Annotated in this window: 20 protein-coding genes and 1 pseudogene; 4 read left to right on the top strand and 17 right to left on the bottom strand. The window is 72.2% G+C overall.

The annotated features are described in order from the left end of the window. Positions 1 to 79: 79 nt before the first annotated feature. The 11 genes from QF037_RS05265 to QF037_RS05215 all read right to left on the bottom strand — a co-directional run bounded on the left by QF037_RS05265 (position 80) and on the right by QF037_RS05215 (position 20304). Positions 80 to 1954 (bottom strand): SWIM zinc finger family protein, encoded by a 1875-nt coding sequence (locus QF037_RS05265; RefSeq protein WP_307022305.1) that lies wholly within the window; start codon positions 1952 to 1954, stop codon positions 80 to 82. Further along, a complete protein-coding gene (locus QF037_RS05260; RefSeq protein ID WP_307022303.1) occupies positions 1951 to 5487 on the bottom strand; it encodes a vWA domain-containing protein in 3537 nt (1178 codons plus the stop codon). Before QF037_RS05260 ends, QF037_RS05265 begins: the two co-directional genes overlap by 4 nt. Then, positions 5484 to 6644 carry an ATP-binding protein gene (locus QF037_RS05255; protein WP_307022301.1) on the bottom strand — a complete coding sequence of 387 codons (1161 nt, stop codon included), beginning with the start codon at positions 6642 to 6644 and terminating at the stop codon, positions 5484 to 5486. Before QF037_RS05255 ends, QF037_RS05260 begins: the two co-directional genes overlap by 4 nt. 103 nt (positions 6645 to 6747) lie before the next feature. Then, the gene (locus QF037_RS05250) at positions 6748 to 11652 is read right to left on the bottom strand and encodes a DNA-binding protein (protein WP_307022299.1); all 4905 of its coding nucleotides are present in this window, start codon (positions 11650 to 11652) and stop codon (positions 6748 to 6750) included. Beyond that, positions 11649 to 12515, bottom strand: coding sequence for a DUF4132 domain-containing protein (locus tag QF037_RS05245; protein ID WP_307022296.1), 867 nt, complete (start codon positions 12513 to 12515; stop codon positions 11649 to 11651). Before QF037_RS05245 ends, QF037_RS05250 begins: the two co-directional genes overlap by 4 nt. 333 nt (positions 12516 to 12848) lie before the next feature. Further along, positions 12849 to 14816 carry a DUF1996 domain-containing protein gene (locus QF037_RS05240; RefSeq protein ID WP_307022295.1) on the bottom strand — a complete coding sequence of 656 codons (1968 nt, stop codon included), beginning with the start codon at positions 14814 to 14816 and terminating at the stop codon, positions 12849 to 12851. Positions 14817 to 15035: 219 nt separating this feature from the next. Continuing rightward, positions 15036 to 15845 (bottom strand): leucine-rich repeat domain-containing protein, encoded by an 810-nt coding sequence (locus tag QF037_RS05235; protein WP_307022294.1) that lies wholly within the window; start codon positions 15843 to 15845, stop codon positions 15036 to 15038. A gap of 56 nt (positions 15846 to 15901) precedes the next feature. After that, positions 15902 to 16396, bottom strand: coding sequence for an NUDIX hydrolase (locus tag QF037_RS05230; protein ID WP_307022292.1), 495 nt, complete (start codon positions 16394 to 16396; stop codon positions 15902 to 15904). A gap of 93 nt (positions 16397 to 16489) precedes the next feature. Continuing rightward, a complete protein-coding gene (locus QF037_RS05225) occupies positions 16490 to 17068 on the bottom strand; it encodes a dihydrofolate reductase family protein (RefSeq protein WP_307022290.1) in 579 nt (192 codons plus the stop codon). A gap of 170 nt (positions 17069 to 17238) precedes the next feature. Beyond that, positions 17239 to 18429: a Cmx/CmrA family chloramphenicol efflux MFS transporter gene (locus QF037_RS05220; RefSeq protein WP_307036995.1), complete on the bottom strand. Its 1191-nt coding sequence runs from the start codon at positions 18427 to 18429 to the stop codon at positions 17239 to 17241. Between the two features lie 219 nt (positions 18430 to 18648). Beyond that, on the bottom strand, positions 18649 to 20304 hold the full coding sequence (locus QF037_RS05215; protein WP_307022288.1) for a phosphodiester glycosidase family protein: 1656 nt from the start codon (positions 20302 to 20304) through the stop codon (positions 18649 to 18651). A gap of 332 nt (positions 20305 to 20636) precedes the next feature. Here QF037_RS05215 and QF037_RS05210 point away from each other — a divergent pair, with 332 nt between their 5' ends. The 3 genes from QF037_RS05210 to QF037_RS05200 all read left to right on the top strand — a co-directional run bounded on the left by QF037_RS05210 (position 20637) and on the right by QF037_RS05200 (position 21651). After that, entirely contained in the window at positions 20637 to 20864 is a 228-nt protein-coding gene (locus QF037_RS05210) for a ferrous iron transport protein A (protein ID WP_307022286.1), read from the top strand. A gap of 42 nt (positions 20865 to 20906) precedes the next feature. Then, positions 20907 to 21200 carry a hypothetical protein gene (locus QF037_RS05205; RefSeq protein ID WP_307022284.1) on the top strand — a complete coding sequence of 98 codons (294 nt, stop codon included), beginning with the start codon at positions 20907 to 20909 and terminating at the stop codon, positions 21198 to 21200. A gap of 247 nt (positions 21201 to 21447) precedes the next feature. Continuing rightward, the gene (locus QF037_RS05200) at positions 21448 to 21651 is read left to right on the top strand and encodes a cold-shock protein (RefSeq protein ID WP_037751662.1); all 204 of its coding nucleotides are present in this window, start codon (positions 21448 to 21450) and stop codon (positions 21649 to 21651) included. 69 nt (positions 21652 to 21720) lie between these two features. On the opposite strand, the gene QF037_RS05195 is transcribed toward QF037_RS05200, so the two are convergent. The 5 genes and pseudogenes from QF037_RS05195 to QF037_RS05175 all read right to left on the bottom strand — a co-directional run bounded on the left by QF037_RS05195 (position 21721) and on the right by QF037_RS05175 (position 24675). After that, complete coding sequence (locus tag QF037_RS05195) at positions 21721 to 22491, bottom strand: polysaccharide deacetylase family protein (RefSeq protein ID WP_307022282.1); 771 nt, start codon at positions 22489 to 22491, stop codon at positions 21721 to 21723. Positions 22492 to 22690: 199 nt separating this feature from the next. Further along, on the bottom strand, positions 22691 to 22888 hold the full coding sequence (locus tag QF037_RS05190; protein ID WP_307022280.1) for a methyltransferase: 198 nt from the start codon (positions 22886 to 22888) through the stop codon (positions 22691 to 22693). A 124-nt stretch (positions 22889 to 23012) separates the two neighbouring features. Beyond that, positions 23013 to 23453, bottom strand: a pseudogene (locus tag QF037_RS05185) (methyltransferase family protein); the annotation flags it as partial. 137 nt (positions 23454 to 23590) lie between these two features. Beyond that, positions 23591 to 24067, bottom strand: a complete 477-nt coding sequence (locus QF037_RS05180) for a hypothetical protein (RefSeq protein WP_307022279.1) — start codon at positions 24065 to 24067, stop codon at positions 23591 to 23593. Beyond that, the gene (locus tag QF037_RS05175; RefSeq protein WP_307022277.1) at positions 24064 to 24675 is read right to left on the bottom strand and encodes an FAD-dependent monooxygenase; all 612 of its coding nucleotides are present in this window, start codon (positions 24673 to 24675) and stop codon (positions 24064 to 24066) included. Before QF037_RS05175 ends, QF037_RS05180 begins: the two co-directional genes overlap by 4 nt. A gap of 268 nt (positions 24676 to 24943) precedes the next feature. Here QF037_RS05175 and QF037_RS05170 point away from each other — a divergent pair, with 268 nt between their 5' ends. Next, the gene (locus QF037_RS05170; RefSeq protein WP_307022275.1) at positions 24944 to 25108 is read left to right on the top strand and encodes a hypothetical protein; all 165 of its coding nucleotides are present in this window, start codon (positions 24944 to 24946) and stop codon (positions 25106 to 25108) included. A gap of 81 nt (positions 25109 to 25189) precedes the next feature. On the opposite strand, the gene QF037_RS05165 is transcribed toward QF037_RS05170, so the two are convergent. After that, the gene (locus QF037_RS05165; protein ID WP_307022273.1) at positions 25190 to 26608 is read right to left on the bottom strand and encodes a DEAD/DEAH box helicase; all 1419 of its coding nucleotides are present in this window, start codon (positions 26606 to 26608) and stop codon (positions 25190 to 25192) included. Positions 26609 to 26682: the final 74 nt, after the last annotated feature.

The following is a 26682-nucleotide window of genomic DNA, read 5'->3' as shown; positions in this document are numbered from 1 at the left end:
ATGCACTTCCGCAGTGTGGCGTGGGTCACGTCCGCGGTTCGCGGGGCCCGCGCTCCGGCCGGAGTGAACGGACTGGTGGTCATGCGGCAGCCGGTGGCCGCCAAGTCGCCTCGACCAGGGCCCGTTCGGTGCCGGACAGGTAGACGGCCGCGGCGAGCCACACCCGTGCGTATCCGCTCGGATCGGCTTGCCGGGTCCGGCCGAACACATCGCGGCCACGGCGGTCGGCCTCCGCCGCGAGCGCGTCCGCCAGGTCGGCCGCGGCCCGGAAGCCGCTACGCCGAAGGGCCGCGGTTCCTGACGCCCGGTCGCCGTCGCGTGCGGGCTCGGCGGCGGTCCGCCGACCCCCGGAGACGGCGACCTCGACCAGCCGTCGCAGCCGCCACAGGGGCGCTTCGGCCACCGGATCCGGTGGGAACGCGGACAAGGTCTCCACCGATGGCAGTTCATCGGCCGACGGGAAATGCGCGCCCTCGAGGCGGTCGTAGCCCAGATCAGCGTGTCCCGCCCACTCGGTCGGCAGACGCAGGGTCGCTGTGCCGTCCGGCACAGGGCCGACCGCCAGTGGCCGCAGTGTCGCGGCACGGGCCGGGTCGAGACGCCCGACGACGCGCAACCGCAAGCCCGGCCGCGAGGCCAGCTTGCGGAAGTTGGCCGTATGCGCCAGGTCGGGGTGGCTGCTGGACGGCACCAGCCGGATCAGCAGACCCTCACCGTCCCCCTCCTGTGCGGGCAACTCCCGGGCGAACAGCTGGTCTTCGGCCGCTCCCACGATGACCACGTCACAGCCGATGAGTTCGTCGGCCGTCTGTCCGGCCTGTTCCGGCTCGGTCGTGTCGGCGCCGGTGAACCGTGTCGCCGCGGCCTCGGCCAACGGGCGGGAGAACAGCCGGGCGAGCGGGCCCGACGTCCACGAGAGACCCGTGACCGGGGTGGCCCGTACGCCCTTCCCGGCGCCGAGGCGGCCGTCCGGTGAGAGCGTCGCACCGGAGATCAGCAACCCGCCCCGGGAGAGCTGCGCGTGATCTAGGCTGCCGGAGCCGAGCGCGACGGTGGCCGTGGCGGCACCCCGCGCCCGGGCCGGGCCACCGGGTCTGACGTCAGCCACGGAGAACCAGCGCCCCTCGTCGGACAGCACATGTGTGACGACCCCGCCATAGCCGGTGGCGGAGATCACCGGCTCCCGGCACACCCCGTGGACACGCAGGCCGCCCCCCGGACGGTAGCCGCGCCGGGCCGTGCCGACCAGGGCCGGGTCGGGGTCGGACGCCGCCAACAGGCCGCTGGTGAGGAGCAGTTCACGCAGGGCGGCCACCAGGTCGGCCAGCCGATGACCGTCGTGACGGGCGCGGGCCGCACGCAGGGCGCGCACCACCCGCAGGGCGGCCGCCTCGGGACGGTGCAGTCCCGCGAGCCGGGCCGTGTGCGCGGCCCGCAGCAACTCGGCCTGCGGTACGGCACCCGCGCCGGGCACCCCGGCGGCCAGCACCGCGGCGGCGGCGTCCCAAAGGCCTGTCGCGGCTGACACCTGGGCGTCGGTCGGTCCCACCGGCGGCGCATCCGCCGCACGGGTGTCCGCTGTCCCGGCACCTTCGTCAGGCGGGGTCGTCTTGACGTCGGCCCCGCCGGACACCGGTTCCGGCGTCACGGCCACCGTGTCCGCGTCGGCCACCGGAGCGGCGCCGAGCACGGCCGCGCGATGCAGACACCGGGGCGCGAGCAGACAGCTGCACTGTGCCTGACCGTCCTCCGTGACCGCGCCGGACGGCCCGGGCGTGAGGGTGACCTCGGCGTCCTCACCGCATCGCACCCGCCGTACGGGGCCGTCGGCGGTGACGGGCAGCGTCGCGTACGTCTCGATCGCGGCGTCCAGTTTCTTGCGCAGCCGGGACGTCAGTTGCTCGACGGCGGCGGCGACCACCTCGGGTGCCACGGGGGGCAGTTCGGTGTTCATCGGGTCTCTCCGCGGAGGCGGTCGCCCACCCAGCGGGCGAGAGCGAGGGGACTGAGGGCGGCGACCGGCATCCCGGCCGCGACGAGTTGCTGCGCCACGGGGACCGAGTAGCGCGGGCTGCCGGTGTCGTCCAGGGCGGCGCAGCCCATCAGATGGACGCCGGAGCTCGCGAGGTCGCGTACCTCGCCGAGGAGGCCGCCGAGCGGATACCCCTCCTCGAAGTCGCTGACCACCACCACGAGGGTCCGGCTGGGGACGGTCACCAGGGAACGGGCCTGGGCCAGCCCCGCCGCGATGTGCGTGCCGCCGCCGACCCGCACCTCCAGGAGCAGCGACAGCGGATCGTCGACGCGCTCCGTCAGGTCGATCACCTCCGTGGAGAAGGCGAGGAAGTGCGTGCTCAGCGTGGGCACTCCGCCCAGCACGGCCGCGGTCAGCGCCGACCAGATGACGGACGCCTCCATCGACCCGGACACGTCGACGACCAGGATCAGCCGCCAGTCCGCCTCCCTGCGCGAGCGGGTGCTGAACACCGGCCGCTCCGGGACGACCAGGGTGCGACCGTCGTCGGTCCTGCGGGTGTGGGCGAGGTTGGCTCGCAGGGTGCGCGGCAGGTCGATCCGGCCTCCGGGCCGGTGGGTCGGGCGTGGTGTGGCCAGCCCGGTCAGCGCGGGACGCAGCCGGGTGGCCAACTCCTTGGCCAGTTCGTCGACCAGACGGCGCACCAGCGGGCGCAACCGGGCCAGTTGCTGCTCCGGCATCCCGCCGGCCAGGGACAGCACGGACGACAGCAGCTCGACCGACGGGCGGACCGCCTTCGGGTCGAGCTCGGCCAGGACATCGCTGCGGCCCTGGTCGGCGGCCCGGGCCAGCACCTCCTCGCGGACGTCGGTGCCGAACAGCGCGTCGAGTTCCTCGGCCCACTCACGGGCGGTCGGGAAGGAGGCCTCCCGACCACCGCCGGGACCGCCCTCGCGGCCGAGGTCGGCGGAGCCCTCGCCACGGCCGGTGCCGTACAACTCGTCGAGCGCGTGCGCGTAACGGCGGGCGCCCTGCGGCAGCTTGTCGCTCTCCCGGCCGAGGAGCAGTCGCCAGCGGTCGGTCGGCGTGAGGTGCAGGGTGGCGCCCTGTCGTGCTTCAGGGCGGGACGCGGGCGCGTCGGGGGCCTTGGCGGTGACCGCGGCGTTCGAAGGCGGAGTGCTCTCGGCCGGGGCGAGAGCCGTCCCCAGCGGTGGCCGGAGCGCGTCGACCGCCGCCCGGCCCGCCGCGTCGGCGGCCGTCCACAGCGCGAGCAGCTGTGGCGAGGCGCCGAGCGACAGGTCGAGCCGGTCGCCGAGACGCTCGGTCACCGTGTCCAGCAGACGGCCGCGGCCCGCCGGGCTGAGCGCGTCGAAACCGCCGCGCAGGGCGGGCAGCCGGTCGAGGAACCCCTGGTCGGTGAGTGCGTCGATGCGGTCGAGCAGCGGGTCCAACGCGGTCGGCGCCGACTGGAGCAGGGGAGCGGCCCCGCTGAGCAGACCGGTGAGGCGTCGGCTCAGCGCATGCCGCTCGTCGGGCCCGGTGGCGGTGTCGATCCAGCCCGCGGCACGGGAGCCGAGGGTGTCGGTGTCGTTGAGGTCGAGCATGACCCGGGCGGCGAGCGCGGCGCCCTGGACGAGCGGGGAGCCGGTGCGCGCGAGGTCGTCCAACGCGCCGTCCATCCGCAGGCCGAGGCGGTGTTCGCCCGCTCGGGAGGCGAGCGCCACGAGCGCGTCCGCGTCCTGCGGGTCGTCGCTGCCCGCCAGTCCCGGCAGGGACCGCACGGCCGACTCCAGCAGTTCGGCGGCGAGTTCGGCGGCCGTCTGCCGGCTCTCGGGTGTGGTGCCGGGCAGATGGCCTCGCCGCAGCGCCTCCGACAGGTCGAGGGCGCTGAGGAGTTCGGGGAGGGTGGCGCAGGCGGGGAGCACCTCGGCGGCGTCGGCCAGCCGCTCGGCGACCAGCTCCGCCAGATCGCACCGGGCGGCGCCGCGGAGTGCCGCCAGGACGAGGGCGCTGGTGGGCCCGCCGTCCGCCGACTCCCTGCGGAAGGCCTCCCGCAGGGTGCCCTCGGCGGCCAGCGCCGCCGTGACGCCCCGGACGCCGGCCAGATCGAGCCGGACCGGCACGGCCGGGGTCCACGACAGGCGCCACCGCGTGGTGAGCGCGGCCGCATCCCCCGTACCCGCCACCTGGACCGGCTCGCCGTACCCCGCTCCGCACACGGTGAGACGCTGCAGCAGGATCTCGCGGCGGCCGTCGAGTGCCGAGCGCAGCGGGTCGAGCCGCAGTTCACGCCCCGCGGGATCGTCGGGTCCCGGCAGGCGCAGCGCGGCGAGCTCCGCCTCGACGGACGGGCCGAGCCCGGAGCGGGGCGTGCCCGGGGCGATGCGGCCGCGGTCGGTGCCGACCAGGACGACCTCCAACGCCCGCGCCAGGGCCCGACCGCGGCCGAGCGGCTCACCCTGGCCCATCACGGTCGTCAGCGCCTCCAGCACCTCGCCGCGCCCAGGAGCCGACAGACCCCGCAGCCGCGCCAGGTCGCACGCCACGCGCAGTGTCTCGCGGGCCTCGCCGGTACCGGCGACGTGTCCGGCCGCGCGCAGCTCACGGCAGACGTCGGTGATCGCCCGTGCCGCGGCGTCGTGCAGCCGCTCTGGATCGCCGCCGGCCGTGAACACGGCCTGCTGCCAGCGCGGGTCGCGGATGCCGGCCGGATAGCCGGAACGGGAGTCCAGCAGATCGAAGGCGTACGGCACGAGGGAGGTGACGACGGCCGGTCGCCCGCCCGAGGACACCGGCGCCGCAGTGGGCGTCGGGGCCTCTTCGGTCAACGCCGGTGCGTGGAAGGCTCCGACGACGGCCGCGACGCGGCGTCCGCCGGCCGTGGCGCGGGCGATCGCCTCACGCATGTGCGCCTCGCGTGCCAGGTCCACCGCGGGGACCCCGCCCGCCGACTCGGCGTCGCGGCGCAGCGCCCAACCGACCCCCAGGGCGGCCCGGCGTACGGCCTCGGGGGCGCAGCCCGGGGCGAGGACCTCGACACTGCGGTCCCACATGTCGTCGCCGTCGCGGCCCGTGCCGGCCGCGGTGAGCGCGGCCGCAAACGCCGTGGGCGCCTCGGCCGCCGGTACCCGACAGTCCCCGGCTTCGGCACTCCAGCGCGGATCGGACATCGGCAGGTCGCAGCAGACGACCTCGGCGCCGCGCTCGCGTGCCCAGCGGATGGCGGCGAGTTCGGGCGAGAAGTCGGCGAAGGGGTAGAAGCCCAGCCGGTCGCCCTCGCCGGCCCCGGCCAGGGCGACCGGGGCGAGGGTGCCCGGCGCGCCGAGATGGGTCAGCCAGGGCTGGAAGTCGGTGGGCAGCTCCACGCAGACGACCTCGGCGCCAGAGGCGTCCAGCAGGGCGGGGACGGCGGCGGCGAGCGCCGGGCTGTGGTGCCGTACGCCCAGCAGGTACGGCACCACGGAGTCGGCGAGGGCGGCGAGGGCCGCCCTCGGTTCCTGAACGAGGGTCACCGCAGGTTCTCCCGCAGGTCCCACAGGCGACGCCAGGTCGCCGAACCGTCCTCGGCGCGGCGGCGCACCGGGCCGTCCCAGTAGCCGAGGAGACGCGCGTGGTCGGCCGGGTCGTCCTTGCGGACCACGCCCAGCAGATGGCCGGGGACGAGGTCCAGCGAGTCGCCGCCGGGGAGGTAGGCGGCGGCGACCCCCAGGGAGACGGCGACCTGCACCGCCTCGGCGGTGGACATCACCGTCCCCGGGCGCTCCACGTCCCAGCCCTCGGCCGAGCGTCCGGCCCGCAGGTCGCGAAAGACGGTCAGCAGGACGTCGAGGACCGCGTCATCGACGCCGAAGGCCGCGCCCGCCCGCTCGACGGCCGCCGTGGCCTGCCGTTTGACGAGGGCGGTCTCGGCCTCGACGTCGGCGATCGGGTGCACGGTCTCGAAGTTGAAGCGGCGCTTGAGAGCGGCGGACATCTCCGACACTCCGCGGTCGCGGAGGTTGGCGGTGGCGATGACCGTGAACCCGGGCGCGGCGGCGACCTGTGCGTCGTCGGTGCCGGACAGTTCGGGCACGCTCATCCGCCGGTCGGAAAGGAGCGACACCAGGGCGTCCTGCACCTCGGGCAGACAGCGGGTGATCTCCTCGATACGGGCCACCCTCCCGGCGCGCATCGCGGCGAGGACCGGTGAGTCCACCAGGGCCTGCGGGGAGGGGCCCTGGGCGAGGAGGAGGGCGTAGTTCCAGCCGTAGCGCAGGGCGTCCTCGGTGGTGCCCGCGGTGCCCTGCACGGTGAGGGCGCTGGTGCCGCAGACGGCTGCCGACAGCAGCTCGGACAGCATCGACTTGGCGGTGCCCGGTTCGCCGACGAGCAGCAGTCCGCGTTCTCCGGCGAGGGTGACCACGCACCGCTCCACCAGGGCGCGTTCGCCGACGAACTTGGGGGCGATGACCAGTTCGTCCGGCAGCGCACCGGGCGGCTCGGGCAGCTTGAGCGCCTCGCCGCCGCTGCCGCAGACGAAGGTGATCACGGCGCGGGGTGTCAGCAGCCAGCCGGGCGGACGGGGGCCGTCGTCGTGGGCGGCGAGAAAGGCGAGTTCGGTGGCGAAGCGCTCTTCGGCGGGCAGGGTCTGCCGGGCCGGGAGGGCCGACACCGTGTCGGTGAGGGGCATGGATGTCCTTGCTCGGTGGATCGGTCTGTGTCGGGGCGTGGGGGGAGACAGAGGTGGGGGGATCGGGGCGCCGCCGCTCGGCGGCGCCCCGGGCCGCGTCGCGTCAGCGGCGGCGGGTCCGCCGCACCTTCAGCTCCTCGAACCGGGGAGCGTCGCCGTCCCGTACGCGCAGCCACGCCCTGCGGTAGAGCTCCGAGGCCGGCTCGAACGGCACGATCACGCCGAACGGCGCGTGCTCGTCGGTCACGTCGGCGAACAGCGGCAGCTTCCAGCGCTCCAGCGGAACGCGCGGCGACGACTGCGAGACCCAGCCGCCCGGCAGGAAGAGCGAGCGTCCGGCGCGGGTCCGGCTGGCCTCGACCACCAGGTCGGTGGCGGCCAGTTCGGCGCGTGCCGCCTTGAGCCGGGCCGGCTTCCAGCCAGTCCACCGGGCCGTCATCCGGTCGGTCGGGTCGGGCATGGCGAGCAGCATCAGATAGAGCGTGGCGGCGTCCTCGCCGAGGCCGTACTCCTTGGCCGCCTCGGTCACCAGGTCGGGCACCGAACGGCTCGGGTCCTGCGGCCACCAGGAGCCGTCCTTGCCCCGGTCGCCCGCGAGCGGCTCCCCGGGGTCCGCGAGCAGGGCCGCGAACCGCTGGTCGCGGACCAGACGCAGGGCCACTTCGGCGGTGTAGGGCCGCTGGTTGTCGACGCGCACCGCAGGCAGGTACGGGTCCTGGCCCGCCTCGTCGAGGAGAGCGACCCGCACACCCGGAGCGGGCTGGTCGTCCTGGGTGGCCAGGACCACGGCGCCGTACCGTTCGAAGCCCGGACCGGTCTCCGTGGGGGCACCGGCGGTCTTCCGGAAGTCGGGGAGGCTGATGTAGCGCCCCAGGTCGAGCATCAGCCCGGGGTGGGCGAGGCGTTCCCGCACGGCGGTGAGGGCCGGGGGCAGTGCGGCCCGCACCGGGTCGCCGGCGGGCAGCCGGTGGGCCAGCCAGGCCGTGAGACCGACCGCGCCGACCAGCGTCTCCGCCGTGAACCCGTCCGCGTCGTCACCGACGGGCCGGACCCGGTCGCCCTTGACCGCCCACTCAAGGTCCCGGCTGAGCCGGGGAGAGCCGGCCGGGTCCAGCAGTTGGGGCAGCGCCTGCCGGACCGGCCAGGACGCGTGCCTGAAGGTGCGGCCCGCATCACCGAGCAGCTCCTCGGGCACGGCGACCCGCTTGCCGACCGTGGCGTTCCACACCGCGGCGGCCGCGGCCACGTCCGGGCCCTCGGTCCACAGCCGGGCGGGCTCGGTGGGCACGAGCGCGCCCACGACCGCGCCACGCACCGTGCTGTCGACGGCGCTCAGCTCGTCCTTGGCGACCGCCGCCGGGGCGACCTTCACCCCGATGAGGGTGCGCGCCTCGGTGCTCAGGAAGCTCCGCTCGTAGACGTCGATCCCCGGCAGACCGGCGACGATCAGCCGGGCCATCGTCTCGGTCACCCCGGTGAGGCGGGCGAACTCCTCGGCGGCCTCCGGAAACCAGGGGGCCGGTCCGCGCTCGGCCAGCTCGGCGAGGAACCTGCCCAGCCGTCCCGTGTCGGGGTCCTCGCCGAGCGGCTCCGACGTCAGCACCTTGTAGGGCTGCGGCGTCTCGAACCGTCCGGACGGGTCGTGGAAGTAGCCGGTGAACGTACCGCCGTCGTCCTCCAGCAGTCGGCGTCCGGTGACGGCAAGGAACGCGCCGTCGGCCAGCGGGAGCAGCCCGTTCCACGAGCCGTCGCGCCATTGGCCCGCGGGCGTGCGCAGCGGGGCCGCCGGCACGTGCAGGCTCATCTTGCGCCAGTGGGCGGACGCGGCGGGGCCCAGCCCGAGGCGGTCGAACTCGGCGAGCAGCGTGCGCAGCACCTCGCGGTGCTCCTCGGTGGTGGTGCCGGATGCCGCCCGGTAGGCCAGGGCGGCCGCTCGATCGAGCAGCGACTCCAGGTCCGGCTGTCCGACGGGCAGCGGGTGACCGTCGAGGTGGAGCCGGACGTCCGGCCGGTCGGGCAGGGCCGTCCCGCCGAGCCCGGCGGCCCGGGCGAGGACACGCAGGGAGCGGAAGACGGTGTCGGCCTCGTCGTCGCCGTTCCACCAGTAGCCCCTGGAGGTGCCGAGTCCGCTCGTCGCCGCCGAGAGGATGCTGTCCGCCGGTCCGGCAGGTCCCTCGTCCTCCAGTCCGCCTTCGAGGGCGCGGGTGAGCCGAGCGGCCGCGGCGTCCAGGACGGCCTGCTGTGCCGCGGCGTAGCGGGCGACGCCGGCGATGCCCGTCACGAGGGCTTGGTGGGTGACCGGAAGGAGGGTGCCGATCGCGTCGGCCAGCGCCTCCTTGTCGGCGCTCGCCGCGGCGGCCAGCAGCGCCGCAGCCGTGTCCCGGTCGATGTTCCGCAGCGCCTTGGACCCTTCCGGGTCACGCGGTGTCAGGCACTCCCAGTACTGCACGGGCGGCAGCAGCAGGGTGCCCTCGCCGAAGTCGCCGGGGGCTCGGTCGGTCTTGGCCGAGGCGGTGACGGTGCCGTCCGCGTCGACCAGTTCGAGCTGCCAGTTGTTGCGTACGACGGCAGTGGCCCGCTCGGCGCCCGGGAAGACGACGAGCGCGCTCGGTTTGCCGGCCTCGGCGGGCAGGGTGACGGTGTGTCCGGCGAGGTTCTCGGCCCGCCGTGAGCCGTCGGGCAGTTCCATCAGCCGCAGGCCGACCAGGCCGTCCACGGGAGCGCAGGCCGAGGTGGTGTCGGCGGTGGGGGAAGGGCGCAGCCGGCCGCCCGCGAAGCTGCTGCCCTCCGGGGCGTCGCGCAGGGCGTCGGCCAGGAAGGCGGGGCGGCTCATGCGGCCGCGCTCGTTCGTGGCCGGGTCGTACTCGTACCAGCCGTGCGCCTCGCGGTCCTCGGAGTCCGCGTGCCACACCCAGTAGGAGGAGCCGTCGAAGAGCAGCGGCCGCTCCTCGGGCAGGGTGGTGTCCCCGGCGTGCAGGACGCCGCGTCCGGTGGTCCGGCCGCCGTCCGGCAGGGGCAGGGTGATCGGGAAGTCGGCCCGGTACCAGTCCATCTCGGTGCCCCGGGTGGCGTGCGGTCCCTTGAGGGACTCGACGCGGTCGGCACGGGGGTGCCAGTAGCCGCGCAGGCCGTCCTTGCGGGAGTTCCAGTAGACGAGCAGTTCGCCGTCCACATGATGGAACCCCGGGTCGCCCGACACGTCGTTCGCGGGCAGTCGCAGGTCGTGGGTGAGCAGGGTGCCGTCGGCGCCGATGACCCGCGCCTGGGCGTTGCCCGCGACGACGAGGTGGGGCCAGGCGTCGGCGACGATGATGTCCTCGACCCGGTCCTTGGGGACGAGGGCGGCGGTCGCCTCCTCCCAGGCCGGCCAGCCCAGTTCGTCGAAGAGCCCGGCGCGCAGGGTGCGCGCCAGCACGGGTGCGAGGTCGGTGCCGACCGCGGCGCGGACGTCGTCCTCGGCGAGCGCCAGTGCCTCGGCGGGGAGCCAGCCGAGCCGGCTCAGCGCGTTGGGCAGGCCGGGCAGCCCGACCGCGGTGAACCGTCGCACGACCGTGCCGACCCACTCCGCCAGCCAGGGGCGGGCGCCGGGCGACACCGCCAGCAGACGGATGGCCCGCAGCCCCTGGTCGTTGTTGTGGAAGCGCTCCGCTCCCCGCAGGAAGGCGTCCCGGAAACGGGTGTCGGCGCCGAACAGCACCAGATCCCGCTGCCCCTCGCCCATGGCCCATGCCGTCAGCGGCAGGGCCTCGTCCTTGCCCGGGGTGGCCACCGGCACGTCCAGGGACAGCAGCAGATCGATCAGGTCGATGTCGTGCACCACCTTCAACGCGCCGCCGGACGCGGCGAGTTCGGCACGAAGGCTGGGCGCCATCCGCTCCACCAGCGGGTACAGCTCGGGCATCCGGGTGGAGGCGCGCCAGGAGCGGGCCCGCTCCCGAAACGCCAGGAAGCGCTCCAGCCAGCCCGCCGTGCCGCTGCCCGGGCGCTCCTCCGCGGGTAGGGAGACGTCCCACAACCCCGCCGTCGCGCCGGACGCCTTCAGCACCTCCAGCCACATCGCGGGCATCGCGCTGTCGGCACTGGCGGGGAGCATGTCCAGGAGGATGCCGCGCACCCGCCGGTCCCGTTCGGCCAGCGCCACCAGGGCGGCGTGGTGGCCCTTCCACCAGCCGGCCGCGGCACGCAGCGTCGCCGGCAGGCCGAGCAGCTCGGCCAGATAGTCCTGCTCGGCGCGGTCGGCGTCCTGGCCCGCGGCACGGGCGAGCTTGCGCAGGTCGTTCGCCATCTGCGCGGACGGCGGCAGACCGCCCGCCGTGCGGCGCAGGCACAGCCGGGTGAAGCGGCGCAGCGCCTCATCGGCCGGTACCCGGGCGGCCAGCTCCTTGCCGTACGCGGACAGCACCTTGACCGGCAGGGCGCCGGCCAGCGCGAACTCCAGGAACACCGCGTCCAGACGCTCCTCCTCCACCGTCAGCCCGTGCTCCGCCTCGGCCTTGCGGGCGCGGGTGAACAACTGGGCGGCGTAGGTGGCGTTCTCCTCGGCCAGGAACACCCGTCCTGCCTGCTCGTAGAACGTCGGCAGGAAATGCGGGACCGAGGCGGCCAGCCGCTGACCGAGTTCCAGATAGGCGTCCAGGGCGGCCTTCGGACGGGACTTCGCCTGTCGCGCCGCCCGCTCCAGATCCGGTACGACCCCCAAAGCGTGGTGGCCGTCCTCGGGGTGGTGCACGAGCACCCACTCGGGAAAGCCCAACGACTGGCGCAGCCCCAGCCCCACGACGGCCGGCTCGCCGTCCGGCTCCATGCCGAGGAACCCGGCGGCGAGATCCTCGGCCGCCCCGAGCTCACCGGCGACCAGCCGCACCACCACGCGGTCGTCGAGGCCCGGATGGCGATAGGCGCGGGCCGTCAGCGGCACCGCGCGCTCACCGCCCCCCTCGGTGTCCGGCGGCAGCACCGCGCCCGCCGTCAGCAGTTCCTCGTACGACACCTGCGTCCCCCCGCTCATCCGTTCTTGCCTTCCTCGATCACACGCCCGGCATAGAGAGCCGCGGCCATCCGCATCCCCTCGGACCAGGCCACCGGTCCCACCTCCCGCAGCGGCAGGGCGCGCCCGTCCTGGTCCTGCCAGGTGAGGCTGCCGGTCTCCACCGTGTCCTCCCAGTACGGCTCACCGATCCACACGGAGGCCTCCACGGTGCGCCCGCCGTCGCGGACCCGAGCGGTGGAGTAGCCCCCGGAGACGCGGTAGCCCAGCGAACTCGCCCGAGCGGCGAGGGCGAAGCGGGACCGGAACGAGCCGCCCGTGAACTCCCGTATCTCGGTGGCCTTGGGGTCGAGGTCGTCGGGCCGTTGCCAGGTCGCCCGGTGGATCTGCTCGACGCGCTGGACGATGCCCAGCTCCGCCGCGAACTCCCGGATGTCGTCGAGGTCCGGGAGCAGCACCGGGTGCGGCAGGGTGACCGTGCGCGGCGACAGCCGTACCGTCTCGCCGTCCAGGTTCACCACCCGCAGCTCGCCGTCCTCGGTGGCCCCCCGCAGGAATCCGACCTCCTCCGGGTCGTCGCCCACCACGGCCATGTCACGCAGCGCGGCCTGCCAGGCCTCGTCCGGCCACACCCGGGCCAGCAGGCCGGTGGGCACGGGCAGCGACGACACCATCCAGGAGTCGACCTGTGCGACACATGCCGCGGCGTGCCGATCCAGCCATTCGGCGAAGCGCCGCAGCCGGTCCACCTCCGGGTGGTCGCGCAGCGCACGCGGCAGTGATTTCAACTGCCGCCCCGCCGACCGGCCCGAGGTGGCACGCGCTGCCACCCGTCCTTCCACCAGGGCGACTTCATACCCGTCACCCGCCGAGAGCCAACCCACGAGTCCCCGCCTTCCGCACCAAGACAGCAAGAAGAAAGCACAGTTCAGCCGGGGGCTTCCCGGCGCCAGTGCGACGATGTGAGGAACGTTAGCGGCGATCACTGACAATCGGCTCCCCGAGCCGATGCCGGGTCTCGGAGGTCGTCTGCGGAAAGGGCGGCGATCGCGTACGTCAGAGGCCCGCACGGTGGGCGCTGAGCTGCACAGTCGTGGACGGGAGCGCGCTGTTTCAGCCAGTTCGCACGTGCATGAAGGTGCGTCTGAAGTGCTGTGCGGGCGGGGCCCGGTTCGTGACGGTGTGTCATGCCGCCACGAACCAACCGGGCCGCGGTGTCACATGTAACGGCGCCTGGTGCGGCGCAGGAGAACGAAACCGGAGATGAGCAGGACCGCTCCGGCGGCGGCCGGCCACAACTGCGTGCCGGTCTCGGCGAGGCTGCCGTTGCCGCCCTGCGGAGCGGGCTGGGCATCGGCCGGAGGCTGCGCCACGACGCCGGTCGAGTCGCTCTCGGACGGGCTCGGCGTGCTGTCGTTGCGGGGGTACGACGTGGCCTCGGGGGACTGCGTGACGGGCTTCTCGGCGGCCGAGGGCGAGGTGTACGTCTTGGGCTCGTCGTCCGCCGGCGCGGTGCTCGCGTCACCGCTCGGTACGTCGGCGGTCGGCGTCGGCTCTTCCTGCGGCTCGTCGTCGGATCCGCCGGGGTTCTCGGAACCGTTGTCGGAACCGGACCCCGGATCCTGGCTCGCCCCGTTGTCGGAGCCGTCGTCGGAGCCGTTGCCGTTGCCGTTGCCGTTGCCGTTGCCGTTGTCGCCGTCGCCGTCGCCGTCGCCGCCACCGCCGCCGTTGCCGGGCTCTTCGTCCGCGCCCGCTCCGCACTGGCGGCCGTCGTTGATGCAGCCGACCATCTCCCGCATCAGGCCCTCGTCGAAGACGTTGATGAAGTCACCGTGGTCGGTGACGGGCTTGTGCAGCTGTTCCGGGAACGCGTCCACGGCGAAGAGCGGAACGGTGCGGCCGCCATCCTGCAGGCTCGGCGCGTCGACGTCGTAGACGATGCGCTGAACCAACTGCGGGATGGCCTGGAAACCGGCCGGGCAGGAGCCGTCGGCCTGGGCGAACGCCACATGGGTGCGGTGGTTGGCGCTGTCGATGTTGCGACCGTCCCAGCAGCTCTGGAACTTGAAGGTGCGGACCACGTCACTGCCCTGGGGGCACACCGGGTACTTGTCCTTCAACTGGCGGTCCTCGAAACCGGTGCAGCTCCAGGACGCGTTGGCGTTGGTGGTGCCGTTGACGAACGCCTTGGCGTCGCCGGTGATGATGCGCAGCAGCCGCGGCATGGCCGTGACCTTGCTGCTCGGGCTGCCGACGAAGGTGAGGGTGACGTCCTTGGGCGTGACGATCTCACCCGCGTTGCCCTCGATGCCGCCGCCGGGAGCACCCGCGTCCTGCTCCTGCGTGCCGTTCTGCAGACGCAGGACCGGCCAGTAGTAGGAGGACTTGTCGCCCTGGTCGACGCAGCTGGTGCCGCCGTTGGCCAGTTCGTTGTCGTCGGCGAAGGCGTTGTTGGCCTGATTGCCGATGTAGTCGTGGAAGTGGTGGGCGCCGTTGGACACGCCGGGCGCCACGATCACGTTGTCCGAGTTGAACAGGCCGTTCGCGTTCACGCCGCAGCTCGTGGCGAAGGTGCCGCGGGAGGCGTCGGCTCCGGCGTTCGGGGCCTGTGCGGCGGGCGGTGCGGTGGTGATGTCGGCGAAGTCGGCGGCGACGGGACCGTTGCCGGACTGGCCGCCGTTGCCCTGCTGCTGGCCGCCCTGATCCTGACCGTCCTGCTCCTGGCCGCCTTCTTGACCCTGATCGCCCTCGCCGTTCTGGCCGTCCTGGGATCCGTCCTGCCCGTCGGCCTGATCGTCGGCCTGACGAAGCGTGCACGCCGCCAGCTCGTCGAGGCCCTCGGGGCGCTCCCCGGAGCGTTCGAGAGCGGCGGCGATGCGTTCGATCGTCGCGGCCCGGTTCTCCGCCAGCGGATCCATGATGCCGCTCGCGGCGGCCTCGTCACCCCGCACCGCAGGGTCCTGCAACTTCTGGTACGCCTCGGCTATCTGCTGGTCCAGCTGGGCGAGCTCTTTGTCGACCTCTTCCCTCGCGTCATCCGGCACGTTCGTCAAGGTGTCGCCCACGTCGGGGCAGTCGATCGTGCCCGCCTGCCAACCACCGTCGGTCGTCTGGCTCGTGTCGGGGCTGCCTTCGGTCGCGGAGGCGTACACATTCACCGCCACCAGGCCACCACCCCCCAACATCAGAGCTACGGCTGCAAAGGTCGCACGTCGTGCACCTGTTGGGCGTCTGCGATTACTGCGTCCCACGGAAGTACTCCTGCGCCTGTCGTCCGTCCCGGCATATAAAGCCCCCCGGCCCCATACGGATGGCGAGTCCCGTCTGTTCAACCGCATCGGAAACTCACAGCATCTTGATAGGTGACGGGGGTGTCGGGGCTCCGTCGGGGGCGCCTTCGCGCGTCAGTCCCAGTCGGAGGGTGGTTGATCCACACGGCCCCCCTTGTGGGGTGCGCGAATGTAGTCCTCGGCGCCATCGGGCAGGGCGGCCACACACGCGGACGAGCAGGCATTGACCAGGAGGGGCAGCACGTCCGTGGCCACGCGAAGGGAGATCCAGACCTGATGGAGGCCGCTCTGTTCGATCGGCCGTTCGCAGACACTGCAGTGGTGCACGGCGGTGGTTCCCCACCGCTTGGGGTCGAGGTCGGCCGTATCGAGCTCCGTGACGGAGTCCTGGGATGGCTGCAGACGGGGGAAAGGCGGCCGCAGTTTGTAGTTGCCGAACAGTGCGCGGGTGCTGACCGTGCTGGAGACGAGCCTGCGGCACCGGGTGATCTCGTACGGGAACCAGTGCAGCCGGTAAGAGGTGTACGGGGTGAACTCCTCCAGGCCGGTCATGGCCCCGATCTCGGGCGGAATCCGCACCAGGTTGCTGCCGTAGAGCATGAGGTGCTTGACCTCGGTGAGCGTGGCGATGCTCGGCGGCAGGGTGACGACCTGCCGTCGCTCCTCGGGGCTGAGTTCGACCAGGGGGCGGAACTCTTCGCGCCCGTCTGCGGCGGCCTCGTCGATGAGCTCCAGCAAGTGCCGCCAGCCCGGGGCGGAGGTGTCCTGACGTTCGCCGTGAAACCCGACTCTGGCGCGCGGGTGAGGCTTGGAGCCGTCGAAGCACGAGCAACGGTCCGTGGAGGGCCCCGGCCCGCCTCGGCCCGGCGTCGAAGTGTCGCCCCAGCGGTTCACAAAGAGCGTCGGCTCTCCCTCGTCCGTCATGGCGCCAACATACGAGGAACCCCGCAGGCCCACCCAACGATTACCGGACCGTACGGTCAACCGGTGTCCCGTCGCGGGCCCTCGACCGACTCACGCCACGGGCCCTCCGGCATCAAGTCGCCGAGCACGGACAACAACTGCGGCGGCTCCACCGGCTCCGGGTGCGAGTCCAGATCCGACCACGCGATCCAGGCATGAGTGTCCAGACTGGCCTCCTCATCGGGGAGCAGACCGGTCCGCACGAGTGGTGGCCGCTCCTCGGCATACTGCGCGAGAAAGAAGAGTTCCGTGCCGGTGTACCGCTTGCCGTTCCACCGCACATCACGGGCGACCGCCACCGACAGATCAAGCACGGCAGCCGGGTCGAGGCCGGTTTCCTCGGCCAGTTCGCGACGCGCCGCCGCCAGTGGGCTCTCGCCCGGCTCGATGCCGCCACCGGGCAGCTCCCAGAGAAGTCTCCCGTCGAACGGATCACGCCAGCGCAGAAGAAGCACGCGATGGGCGGCGTCCAGACAGATGACCCGGGCGGCGGGTCGGTGTGATGTCCCCACCGCCCTGACGTTATGCGGTGCTCGAAACGCCGTTCAAGGCCTGGGCCACCCGTCACCACGTGCCCGCCTCAACCGCGGCTCAAGGGTATGGGCTCAGACATGCAAGGTGGGCCGGTAGACGAGCTCTTGGATGTGGCCGTCGAGCGTCCGGTGCTCGATGAGTTCGAGGTCGAAGTCGGCCGCCCCCTGGAAGATCGGGTCCGCCCCGGTCTGACCGGTGATCACGGGGAAGAGGGTCACCTGGACACGGTCGACGAGACCGGCGGCCATCAGGGCCCGGTTCATCGACAGGCTGCCGTGCGAGCGCAACTGCACCTCGGACTCTTCCTTGAGCCGGGCGACGACGTCGACGGCGTCACCGCTCACGACATTCGCGTCCGGCCAGTCGAGGGGGCCTTCCAGGGTGGTCGACACCACCGTGGTCGGCAGGCTCCTCATTCGCGTGACCCATGGGTCACGCACATCGGACTCCTCGGTGCTCGCGGCCAGCATGCGCGCGAACGCCCGATACGTGTTCGCTCCGAACACCATCCGCTGCTCCTCGCTGTACAGGGCGAGGCGGTGGTCGAGGAGCTCGGGGCCCTGCTTGCCCCAGTAGCCGGTCCAGTTGCCGCCGGCGGCGCCGTAGCCGTCGAGGCTGGAAAAGACGTCGAAGGTGTAGGTAGCGGTCACGATGCTCTCCTTGAGTGCGGGGTGCGATTGATCGTGTGTCGGGGATGGAGACCGGCGATCACGGCGAGACTCATCGCTCTTGAACCGTTCCCCTGCCCTGGGCGCCACCATTGGCCTGATCGAGTGATCGAGTGATCGAGTGATCGAGGCCAAGGAGGCGCTCGCATGCGTCACTGGAGCGCCTCGGTCCTCCGGTCGGTGTTCCGGCCGGCCGCGATCACCCCGCGCAAGGGGAACGCGATCAGCAGCGCAACAGCGACCATGAGCCCGCTCGACCACGGCGGCCCGAGAGCCCCGGCCGGACTGCTGAGAGTGGATGCGGCGATGAGGGGTCCGGCGGTGGCGCCGACGTTGAGGGCCGCCGTCGCGTACGAGCCGGCCATGGTGGGGGCTCCCGCAGCCTCGTAGAGGACCCGTGTGATCAGAGTGCTGCCCAGCGCGAACGACAAGGCGCCCTGCACGAACACGAGCGTGAGCAGGGCGACCGGCTCGTCGGCCAGTACCGCCAGGGCAGGCCAGCCGATGAGCAGCAGCGGACCACCGACCGCGATGATCGAGCCGGGCTGCTGGTCGGACAGACGGCCGGCGACGGTGACCCCGGCGAAGGAGCCGAGGCCGAAGAGGACCAGGGCGACGGAGACCCACAGTTCACTCAGCCCGGCGGTGTCGGTCACGACGGGTGCCAGGAAGGTGAAGCCGGCGAAGGTCGCCGCGTTCACCAGTGCGCCGAGCAGCATCACCAGAAGCAACCTCGGCTGTGCGAGGAGGGCGAGTTCCGTACGCAAGACTGGGCCGCCGCTCGCCCCATCGTTCCCTCGTCCCCTTGGGGTCCCTTTCAGGATGCCGATGGCTGCGGGCAGGCAGAGGGCGGCGACCGCCCAGAACGTGGCTCGCCAGCCGAGCAACGCGCCGAGTACCGACCCACCAGGGACACCTGCGATCGTGGCCACCGTCGTGCCCGACAGCAGCACGGCCAGTGCACGCCCCTTCTTGTCGGGTGGGACGAGCGTGGCGGCAGTCGTCAGCGCGACGGCAAGGAACCCTGCGTTCGCGAGCGCGGCGACGACCCGGGTGGCGAACAGGACCGGGAAGTTCGTGGTCACGGCGCCCACGGCGTGAGCTGCCGCGAAGGTGAGGATGAAGCCGAGAAGAGTGGAGCGCCTGGGCCAGTTGCGGGCGAGCGCGGCGACAAGAGGGGCGCCGACGACCATGCCGATGGCGAAGGCGGAGGTGAGTACGCCTGCCGTGGCGACGGTGACATCGAGATCCGACGCGATGTCCGGCAAGAGGCCGGCGAGCATGAACTCCGAGGTGCCCATGGCGAAGACCGCCACGGCAAGCAGATACAGGGGGAGAGGCAGGGGGAGTGGCATCGAGTGGCTCCGAGGTGAGGACAAGCACGAGAGGGGCATCTCGTCACCGCGGCCGGCCCTCAGGAGCGCTCGCGTCCCACCGCGGGACGCGGTGCGACGGCAGGGCTATGAGCTCAGTGGTTCAGGGGGCTGACGGCGTGACCGAAAGCCCCCACCTTGTCTGACTCAGGACTCGACATGGCCCGCACGCTACCCGACCGATGCCGGTCAGGGCACCTCGGTTTCAGTGGAAGCGGACTCAGTCGCACGCGGCAGGATCTGGACGGTGTCGCCGACGGCTCGCTCACCGGTTGCGTCCGACGGCACATTGACCAGAGCCCCGTGGACGGCCATCGCGCTGGAGCCGCCGCCGTCGAGATTGAGGGCCTGGACGGCGCCCAGGGTGCGCATGAACCGCGCGGCTTCGGCGAGTGTGAAACCTTCGCTGACGCCGGGCTGCCGTCCGTCGACGGTCGCCAGCAGCAGCCTGCCGCGCCGGTCGATGCCGGCCAGGGTGCGGGGCTGGCGGACGTTGGACCAGGCGAACCCGAAGGAGAGGTCGAGCGGGTCCAGCGTGCCCTCGGTGGCGGCGTCGATGTGGATGCGGCCGTTCTCGACGAGGGTGGGTGCCGCGCTGACGACGTCGTCGTCGGGACCGAGGCGCAACTGCCGTCCCTCGGCGTCCCGCACGATCTCGCGCAGGTGCAGCCCTCGGCCCACCTCGGCGTGCTCGGTGAGCCAGGCTGCTGCTGCCCCGGTGCCCTGGAGGACGGAGCCCTCGGCGGGCACGGAGCCGCCCCGGTCGCCACGGGAGACGACGACATCGTGCTCGTCCAGCACGACCTGGACACCGGCGCCCGTGGGCAGCGGCGCCCCGAACGGCTCGGTGAACTTCACCAGGTCGTCCGGCAGGGAACACGTGAGGTCCTGCCGGGGCAGTTCGGTGGGTACGGCGCCGGGACGGCCGCAGTTGCGCACCTTGCCCGGCACCCGGTTGATTCCCTGCACCGCGTGGGAGGCGGAACCGGCGCGCACGGTGACGGTGGTGGACAGATCCGCGACACGTACGTGCCGACCTCCGTCCTCGAGGACCAGCGCGGCGCGCGAGCCGACCGCCATCGACTGCAACTCGCCGTCCACCACCGACAGTCCGGCGGTCGTGCCCTGTACGCCGTCCGCATCGGAAGTGATGAAGAATCCGCCGTTGACACCCACCAGGGACCCCAGGCGAGCGGCCACCGCCGAGGTCTTCTCGCGATCGGCCGTATTGCCGCCGTCGCTGACCTCGACGGTGCCCCGCAGTCGGCCCGGATCGATCACGGCGACGTGGATGCGCTCCGCGTCGGCGCGCTGCCGCCCGTCGTACCCCGTCCACTCCACGGACGTACGGAAACCGGCCGCCGACACCGCCGAGTTGAGCGTACGGGCCTCGGCCTGGGTGCCGTACTGCCCGACCCTGACCTGCCACCCCATCGTGCCGTGCGGTGTGTCCGCATACGCGTCCCAGGTCACCCGCTCCAGGCGCGGCGCGAATCCGTCCGCCCGCAACTTCTCGGCGGTGGTGTCGGCCCAGGACCGGTCACCGAGCGGCGCCCATGTGGCCGCCCCGGTCAGGCGGTTGGCCGCGGGCGCATGGACCGTGACCGTCCAGACGCCGACGGCCTCCGGGGCGCTCAACACCCCGGTACGGACCTCGACTCCGGGTGCCACGTACTGCGTGGTCCACGAGATGGCGTCATCGCCGACCGAACTGTCCGGCTCGGTCGCGGCCGCGGACGGAGCGAACGCGATCAGGGTGAGCGCGGTCCCCAGCGCGAAGCTGCGTACGGTCCTGAGCTGTCCACGGTGTGCTGGGCATCCGGGCGCCTTGGCAATCACAGACATACCTCTCCTGACCTCTGGCCCGTGCGGTGGGCGACGGCACCTGGGCACCGCACCCGTCATCACAGTTCCGCGCGAAGGCCGTTGCGTGAAGACGCGGGCATGAGCAGGGAAAGCCTCGCTGATATCCGGGGGACCGAGTAGGACCGGATCGAGACGTCTCGCGTGCCTTGAGGCAGACCTTGGATGCAGGGTGTCGAGGCGTGACTGTCCTGTGGCGTCTCCGAGACGGTGCGGGCAGGGTGGGGGGCATGAAAGAAGCTTCCGATCCCGCTCCTGCCGATGTGGGTCAGACATGGCCGACAGGTGCATTGCCGCCCCGCAGCCGGGTCACGGTGGTTCGCGCATCGGACTGGGACGGCCCCTGGCAGGCCGAGTTTCCCGGAACGATCGACGCCACCCGCGCGCCCGAGCCCAACGAACATGCCCAGGCACCCAGTGGCGAGTTGCTGTACTGGGTCACCTTCGACACCCCGCAGTACGACAGCGACGGGGACGGCCCCTACCGCAAGGCCCAGATCTGGGGTCGGTATCTGAGGACCGGGTCCGATGCCGATGTGTAGGGACTCCCCAGCCGCTGACAGCCACTGCGTAGGCTTCGGACCATGACCATGACCATGACCATGACCAGGGCGAAGGGACGGTGGCCGAAGCTGGATCCGAACGACGGCGTAGAAGACGTGACGCTGCTCATTCTGGAATGGCTCGGCGAGCAGGGCGTGGGGGCGATGATCCGGGTCGACGCGGAGCGACTGCAGGAAGGCCGACCGGCGTGGACCTTTGCCGCGAGTGGTGGGCCGCTGCTCGAAGGCATGAGAGCCGATGGAGCCTCGGTCGCGGAGTGCATGGGAAGAGCGCTGCTCAGGCAGCGAGAGGCCGGCCTTTCCGTACCATTTTGAACAATCCCGCACCGTGGAATGCGGCAGAACGAAGCCCTTGAGACATTTTTCCAACCAGCTTGGTGTGGTTCGAGGTTGTTGCTCTCTGGTGATCGTCCTTTCCGCGGTGTAGCGTCACTGCCAGCTGTCGTGGTTCGCAGTACCTGCCCGCGCTTAGGCGCGGGCGCTTTGCTGTGCAGTACCGGACCAGGGCGAGCACCTTCAGGACCGCGCGGTGCGGTTCTGACGTCTATTGAGAGGTACCAGCATGGCCAGCGGAACCGTCAAGTGGTTCAACGCGGAGAAGGGCTTCGGCTTCATCGCCCAGGACGGCGGCGGACCGGACGTCTTCGCTCACTACTCCAACATCAACGCCTCCGGCTTCCGTGAGCTCCAGGAAGGCCAGGCGGTGACGTTCGACATCACCCAGGGCCAGAAGGGCCCGCAGGCGGAGAACATCACCCCCGCCTAGTTCTGAAGGCAGCGTTTCGGGCCCGCGAGCCAAGCTCGCGGGCCCGAACCGTTTCACAGCTGCCGGGGCTCAGCGCACCGGGAAGCCGAAGGAGTAGCCCTGGGTCTTGAGCCAGGGCAGGATCCGGCGCAGCGCCTCTACGGTCTGGGAACGGTCGCCGCCCGCGTCGTGGAAGAGGAGCGTCGGTCCGTTGGGCAGCTCCCGCTGGACGGTGGCGACGATGGCGTCGGCGCCCGGCCGTTCGAAGTCCTTGGTGTCCACGTTCCAGCCCAGCGGGCGCATGCCCCGGGAGGCGGCGAGCTTGCGGCTGTAGGGCGTGAACGCGCCACCGGGGGCCCGGTAGTACATCGGCCGTACGCCCCCGGACGCCTCGGTGATCATCCGTTCGGCGTCGAGGATCTGCTGCGACTGGTACGCCTGGGTCTTGGTGTCCATGGTGGTGTCGTGCGCCACCGAGTGGTCGCACAGCCGGTGCCCGGCCGCGACCACCTGCTTCACGAGGTCCGGATGGGCCTGCGCCTGGGTACCGACCATGCAGAACGTGGCCTTCACCCCGTACTCCCGCAGTACGTCGAGCATCTGAGGGGTCCACACGGGGTCGGGGCCGTCGTCGATGGTGATGTTGACGCCGCGCGCGCCCTTGTCCGAGGCGTGCGCGATGGTCACCGACACGGGCTTGACACTGCCCGGCGTGGCGGAACTCTCCGCCCGCGGGGACGAGCCGTCCACGGCGCCGGCTTGCGCCGACCACGCCGAGGCACCGGCGGCCAGCACCGTCACACCGAGAGCAGCTCCGACGACCTTGCCGTACCAGCCCCGCCCGCCGCCGTGCTGCGCCATGTCCGCCCCGCCTTCCAACAGTTCCTCGCCGATCCTGCGTCGCCGTGCGACACACCAGGCAGGACGACGGCCGGCGCCTCCGGGATGCGCCTGTTACCGATCAAGGACAATTCCGGGGGAGTTCACGGACAACACGGCGAGCAGCAGCCGGAACCAAATGCAGGAAGACGTCACATCACGGCACTTCTCACGGCGTGGATCAGAGAGCCCCCCCAGGGGCAGACCATGGCAAGCCGTCACCCTCGAAGCCCGCTTCCGCCAGCAGCCGCTCCACTACGAGGAGTTCGGTTCCTGCTCGCATCGCCCGCGCGCACCGCCGGAGAATGGTCAGGCACCGCTCGTCGTCCCAGTCGTGCAGCACCCGGGACAGCAGAGAGACGTCGCCCCCCTCCGGCACCGCCACCGTGAAGTCCCCGACGACGAAGGAGCACCGCCGGTCGAGCCCGACCGCGTACGCCCTCCAGATGCCCGTGTGTCCGCAGGACTCGCGTGAGCAGGGCGCCGTTTCCGCCGCCGACGTCGACGACGCGCCGCGCACCGGAGAAGTCCGCCAGGGCCGGAACCGGCGTGAACATCTCCGCGCTCGCGGCCATCGCCCGGTTGAACAGGGTGCCCAGTTCGGGCCGTTCGGCGAAGCAGGTGAAGTGGTGCTGCCCGTACCGGTGGGCGAAGGACTCGCGCCCGGTGCGTACGGAGTACGTCAGTCCGGCGAAGGAGTCGTAGAACGGGCCGCCGTAGAGCTGGGCCAGCGACCGCAGCGAGAACTCGGTTGTGGTGCACAGGGGTTGGCCGAGGGCGGTCGGGTGATACGTGTCGGCGGCGGAAGTGAGCAGGCCCAGCGCGCTGAGATAGCGCAGCAGTCGGCGCAGCGCGTCCGGGTCGGTGCCGGTGAGTTCCGCGAGGGCGTCGGCGCCGAGCTCCGGCCGGTCGGCGAGGCGGTCGGCGATCCCGAGCTCTGCCATGGCGGCGACGGCCTGGGTGGCCCAGGCGCCGGTCATCACGCCGAGCAACGAGACCGAGGGGTCCGGCAGCGGCTCGTGACGGCCGGGCAGCCGGAGTTCGAAGCGGCGGTGCTGCCTGGTGCGGAAGTACAGGACGGTCACGTTCTCATGGCCGTTGTACCCACCACGTCCGGTACCGCGCCGCCCCTCTCCTGGTGCAGCGTCCGCAGCCCGGCCGGCACCACCGCCCCCGGCGCGGTGACCGCGAACGCGTGGTGCACCTCGTGCTCGGCGGAGCGTTCGTCGTCGGCGACAGCCTGCCTCGGGGAGTCCGGCGGTACGGGCAGCGCGAAGATCTCCACGCTGCGCCCGTCGACGGGTACATGCACGATGCCGACCCGGGCGTCGCCGACGAGCGCGCCGTAGCGGCGGACCAGACGCTCGCGGACCACCCCGCTCGGCGCGACCGGCAGACGAGGTGGCGGCAGACGTCGCCCCGCTCCTCGGCCGTGAGGCCGGGCAGGAGTCCGGCGAGAACCCTGCTCGGTGTCGTAGTTGCGGACATGGGCGGCCGCGTGCTCAATTCGCTTCAGATCGGAGGCGGACAGGCAGGCCTGTGCGACAGGGAGGTTCATGAAGAGAAGTCCTGATGCGCGCGGGAGGTACGCAGACTGTCCAGTCGGGCGTACTGGAGCGCCCGCCCGTAGCGGGCCTCGGCACCGCCGTCGGCCGGACCGTGCAGGAGCGTGCTCATCCAGTGCGAGAACTCATGCGCCCGCCAGACCCGCGGCAGACAGTCCGCGGCGTACCGGGACAGGCCGTTCTCGTCCCCGCGCGTCAGTGCCTGGTGCAGTCCCCGGGCGAGCAACTCGGCCTGGAGAACGGCGAGGTTGGCCCCGTTGGCCGCCGACGGACTGATGAGCCCGGCGGCGTCACCGGCCAGCCACAGCCGCCCAGCACCCGGGCTCTCCAGCACGTCGGAACGCAGGTCGACGACCGCCTTCTCCAGGACGGCGCCCCCGTGCAGCGGCCCGAACTCGGTCGTCCGCATCCGCCTCGCGAGCTCGGCCCAGATCCGTTCCTCGCTCCAGTCGGCGGAAACGGTTCCGCGCGGGCACTGGAGGTAATACCGGGTGACGGATTCCGCACGGGCCATGTGCCCCGCGAACCCTCGCTCGTGCAGGGCGTATCCGACGGCCGCCAGGCTGGGCGGAGCCTGGACCAGCACCGCCAGCCAGGACACTCCGTGATCCCACCGATCCGTCCGCACACCCCGGGCCGCCAACGCCCGGCGCGTGTCCGCCGCAGCCGGCGACGTACCGACCTGTCACCTCCGCACCGCCGCGCAACCGCACCCGGCCCTCGGAGACTTCCTCGGCCTCGGCCCCGAACCGCAGGTCACCACCGCGCCGTAGAAACTCGGCCCTTCACTGGCGTAGGCCGTGCCGGACACCTGGAACTGATCGACTCCCGGCGGCGTCCTGGCGTGTATGGCACAGGGTGGGAGCACGATGGGTGAGGAGCCGACCTGGGCGGAGCTCCTGCTGAACTCCGCTTTGATAGCGTCCGTCCCCATCGTCATCGGAGGGGCGTTGATCGTTTCCCTCGTCGGGCTGACGGTGTGGGGGACAGCACCGCTGCGGCGACGCAGACGTTCACGCGCCGCCGACCGCTGAGCAGTTTCGTATCGACCGCGGGTCCGCTCCGCAGCGCACGTAGTGCGTACGACGTTCAGCGCCCGAGCAACCAAACCGCCGTCAGCGGCTCTTGCGCACCCGGGCCGCCGCGCGGGCTTCCGCGGCCTTGCGGGCCTCGGCGGCTTTGCGGGACTCCTTCGCGGGGCGGCCCGTACGGTCGCCGATGCCGCGGAAGGGGATGTTGCCGGTGGTGGACTTCGTGGCCGTCGGCGGGCGCTTCGCACCGGTGATGGCGGTCAGTTGCGCCTCGCCGGAGCGCACCTGAGTGACCGTCGGCCGGATCCCGGCCTCGGACATCATCCGGTTCACATCACGTCGTTGGTTGGGTGTGACCAGGGTGACCACGGTCCCGGACTCCCCGGCGCGTGCCGTGCGTCCGCCGCGGTGCAGGTAGTCCTTGCCGTCGGCGGGCGGATCGACGTTGACGACGAGGTCGAGCGTGTCGATGTGAATGCCTCGGGCGGCGACGTTGGTGGCCACCAGCACGGTGATCTCGCCGTTCTTGAACTGGCCCAGGGTGTGCATGCGCTGAGGTTGCGACTTTCCGCTGTGCAGGGCTCCGGCCCGTACGCCGCTGGCCCGGAGGTGACGGGTGAACTGGTCCACGGCGGCCTTGGTGTCCAGGAACATCAGGACCCGGCCGTCCCGCGCGGCGATCTCGGTCGCGGTCGCGTACTTGTCGGCGGGGTGGATGTTGAGCTGGTGGTGTTCCATCGTGGTGACCGAGGCTGCCGCCGGGTCGACGGATGCGAGGACCGGGTCGTGGAGGTAGTCGCGCACCAGCTGGTCGACGTTGCGGTCGAGCGTGGCGGAGAAGAGCAGGCGCTGCCCGTCGGTGGGCATCTGGTCCAGGATTTCCGTGACCTGCGGCAGGAAGCCCAGGTCGCACATCTGGTCCGCCTCGTCCAGCACGGTGATCCGCACATGATTCAGGAGGCAGTCCCGGCGTGACACGAGGTCGGCCAGTCGCCCTGGCGTCGCGACGACCACCTCGGCTCCGGTCCGCAACGCGGCCTGCTGCCGGTTGATCGACAGCCCGCCGACCGCCGTCGTCAGTCGCACCTCGAGGGTCTGCGCGTACGGAGTCAGCGCGTCGCTCACCTGTTGCGCGAGTTCCCGGGTCGGCACCAGGACCAGCGCGAGCGGGCGCTTCGACTCCGCTCGCAGGCCCGCGGTCCGGACGAGGAGCGCCAGCCCGAAGGCCAGCGTCTTGCCGGAGCCGGTCTGTGCCCGGCCGAGGACATCGCGGCCGGCCAGCGCGTTGGGCAAAGTGGCTGCCTGAATCGGGAACGGTTCCGTCACCCCGAGGCCCGTCATCGCCTCCCTCAGCTCCGGCGGCAGCTCGAGCGCGTCGAAGGACGCGGCCGCGGGCAGGCCCGGCGACACCGTCTTCGGCGTCGAAAGGTCGCCCTGCACCCCTGTCGCCCGCTGCGGTGTACCGGCACGGGAGCGTCCACGGGTCGACGGCTTCGCGTTCATGAGGGGAACCTTCCTGAAGTGGCGCCCCGGAACGGTCCGGGGCCCGTACCCCTTGGCACGGGCCCCGGCGATGT

This window comes from Streptomyces canus (assembly GCF_030815415.1).
Classification (GTDB): Bacteria; Actinomycetota; Actinomycetes; order Streptomycetales; family Streptomycetaceae; genus Streptomyces; species Streptomyces canus_F.
Note: the sequence above shows the minus strand (reverse complement) of the source record. Positions and strands in the feature narration are given on the sequence as shown.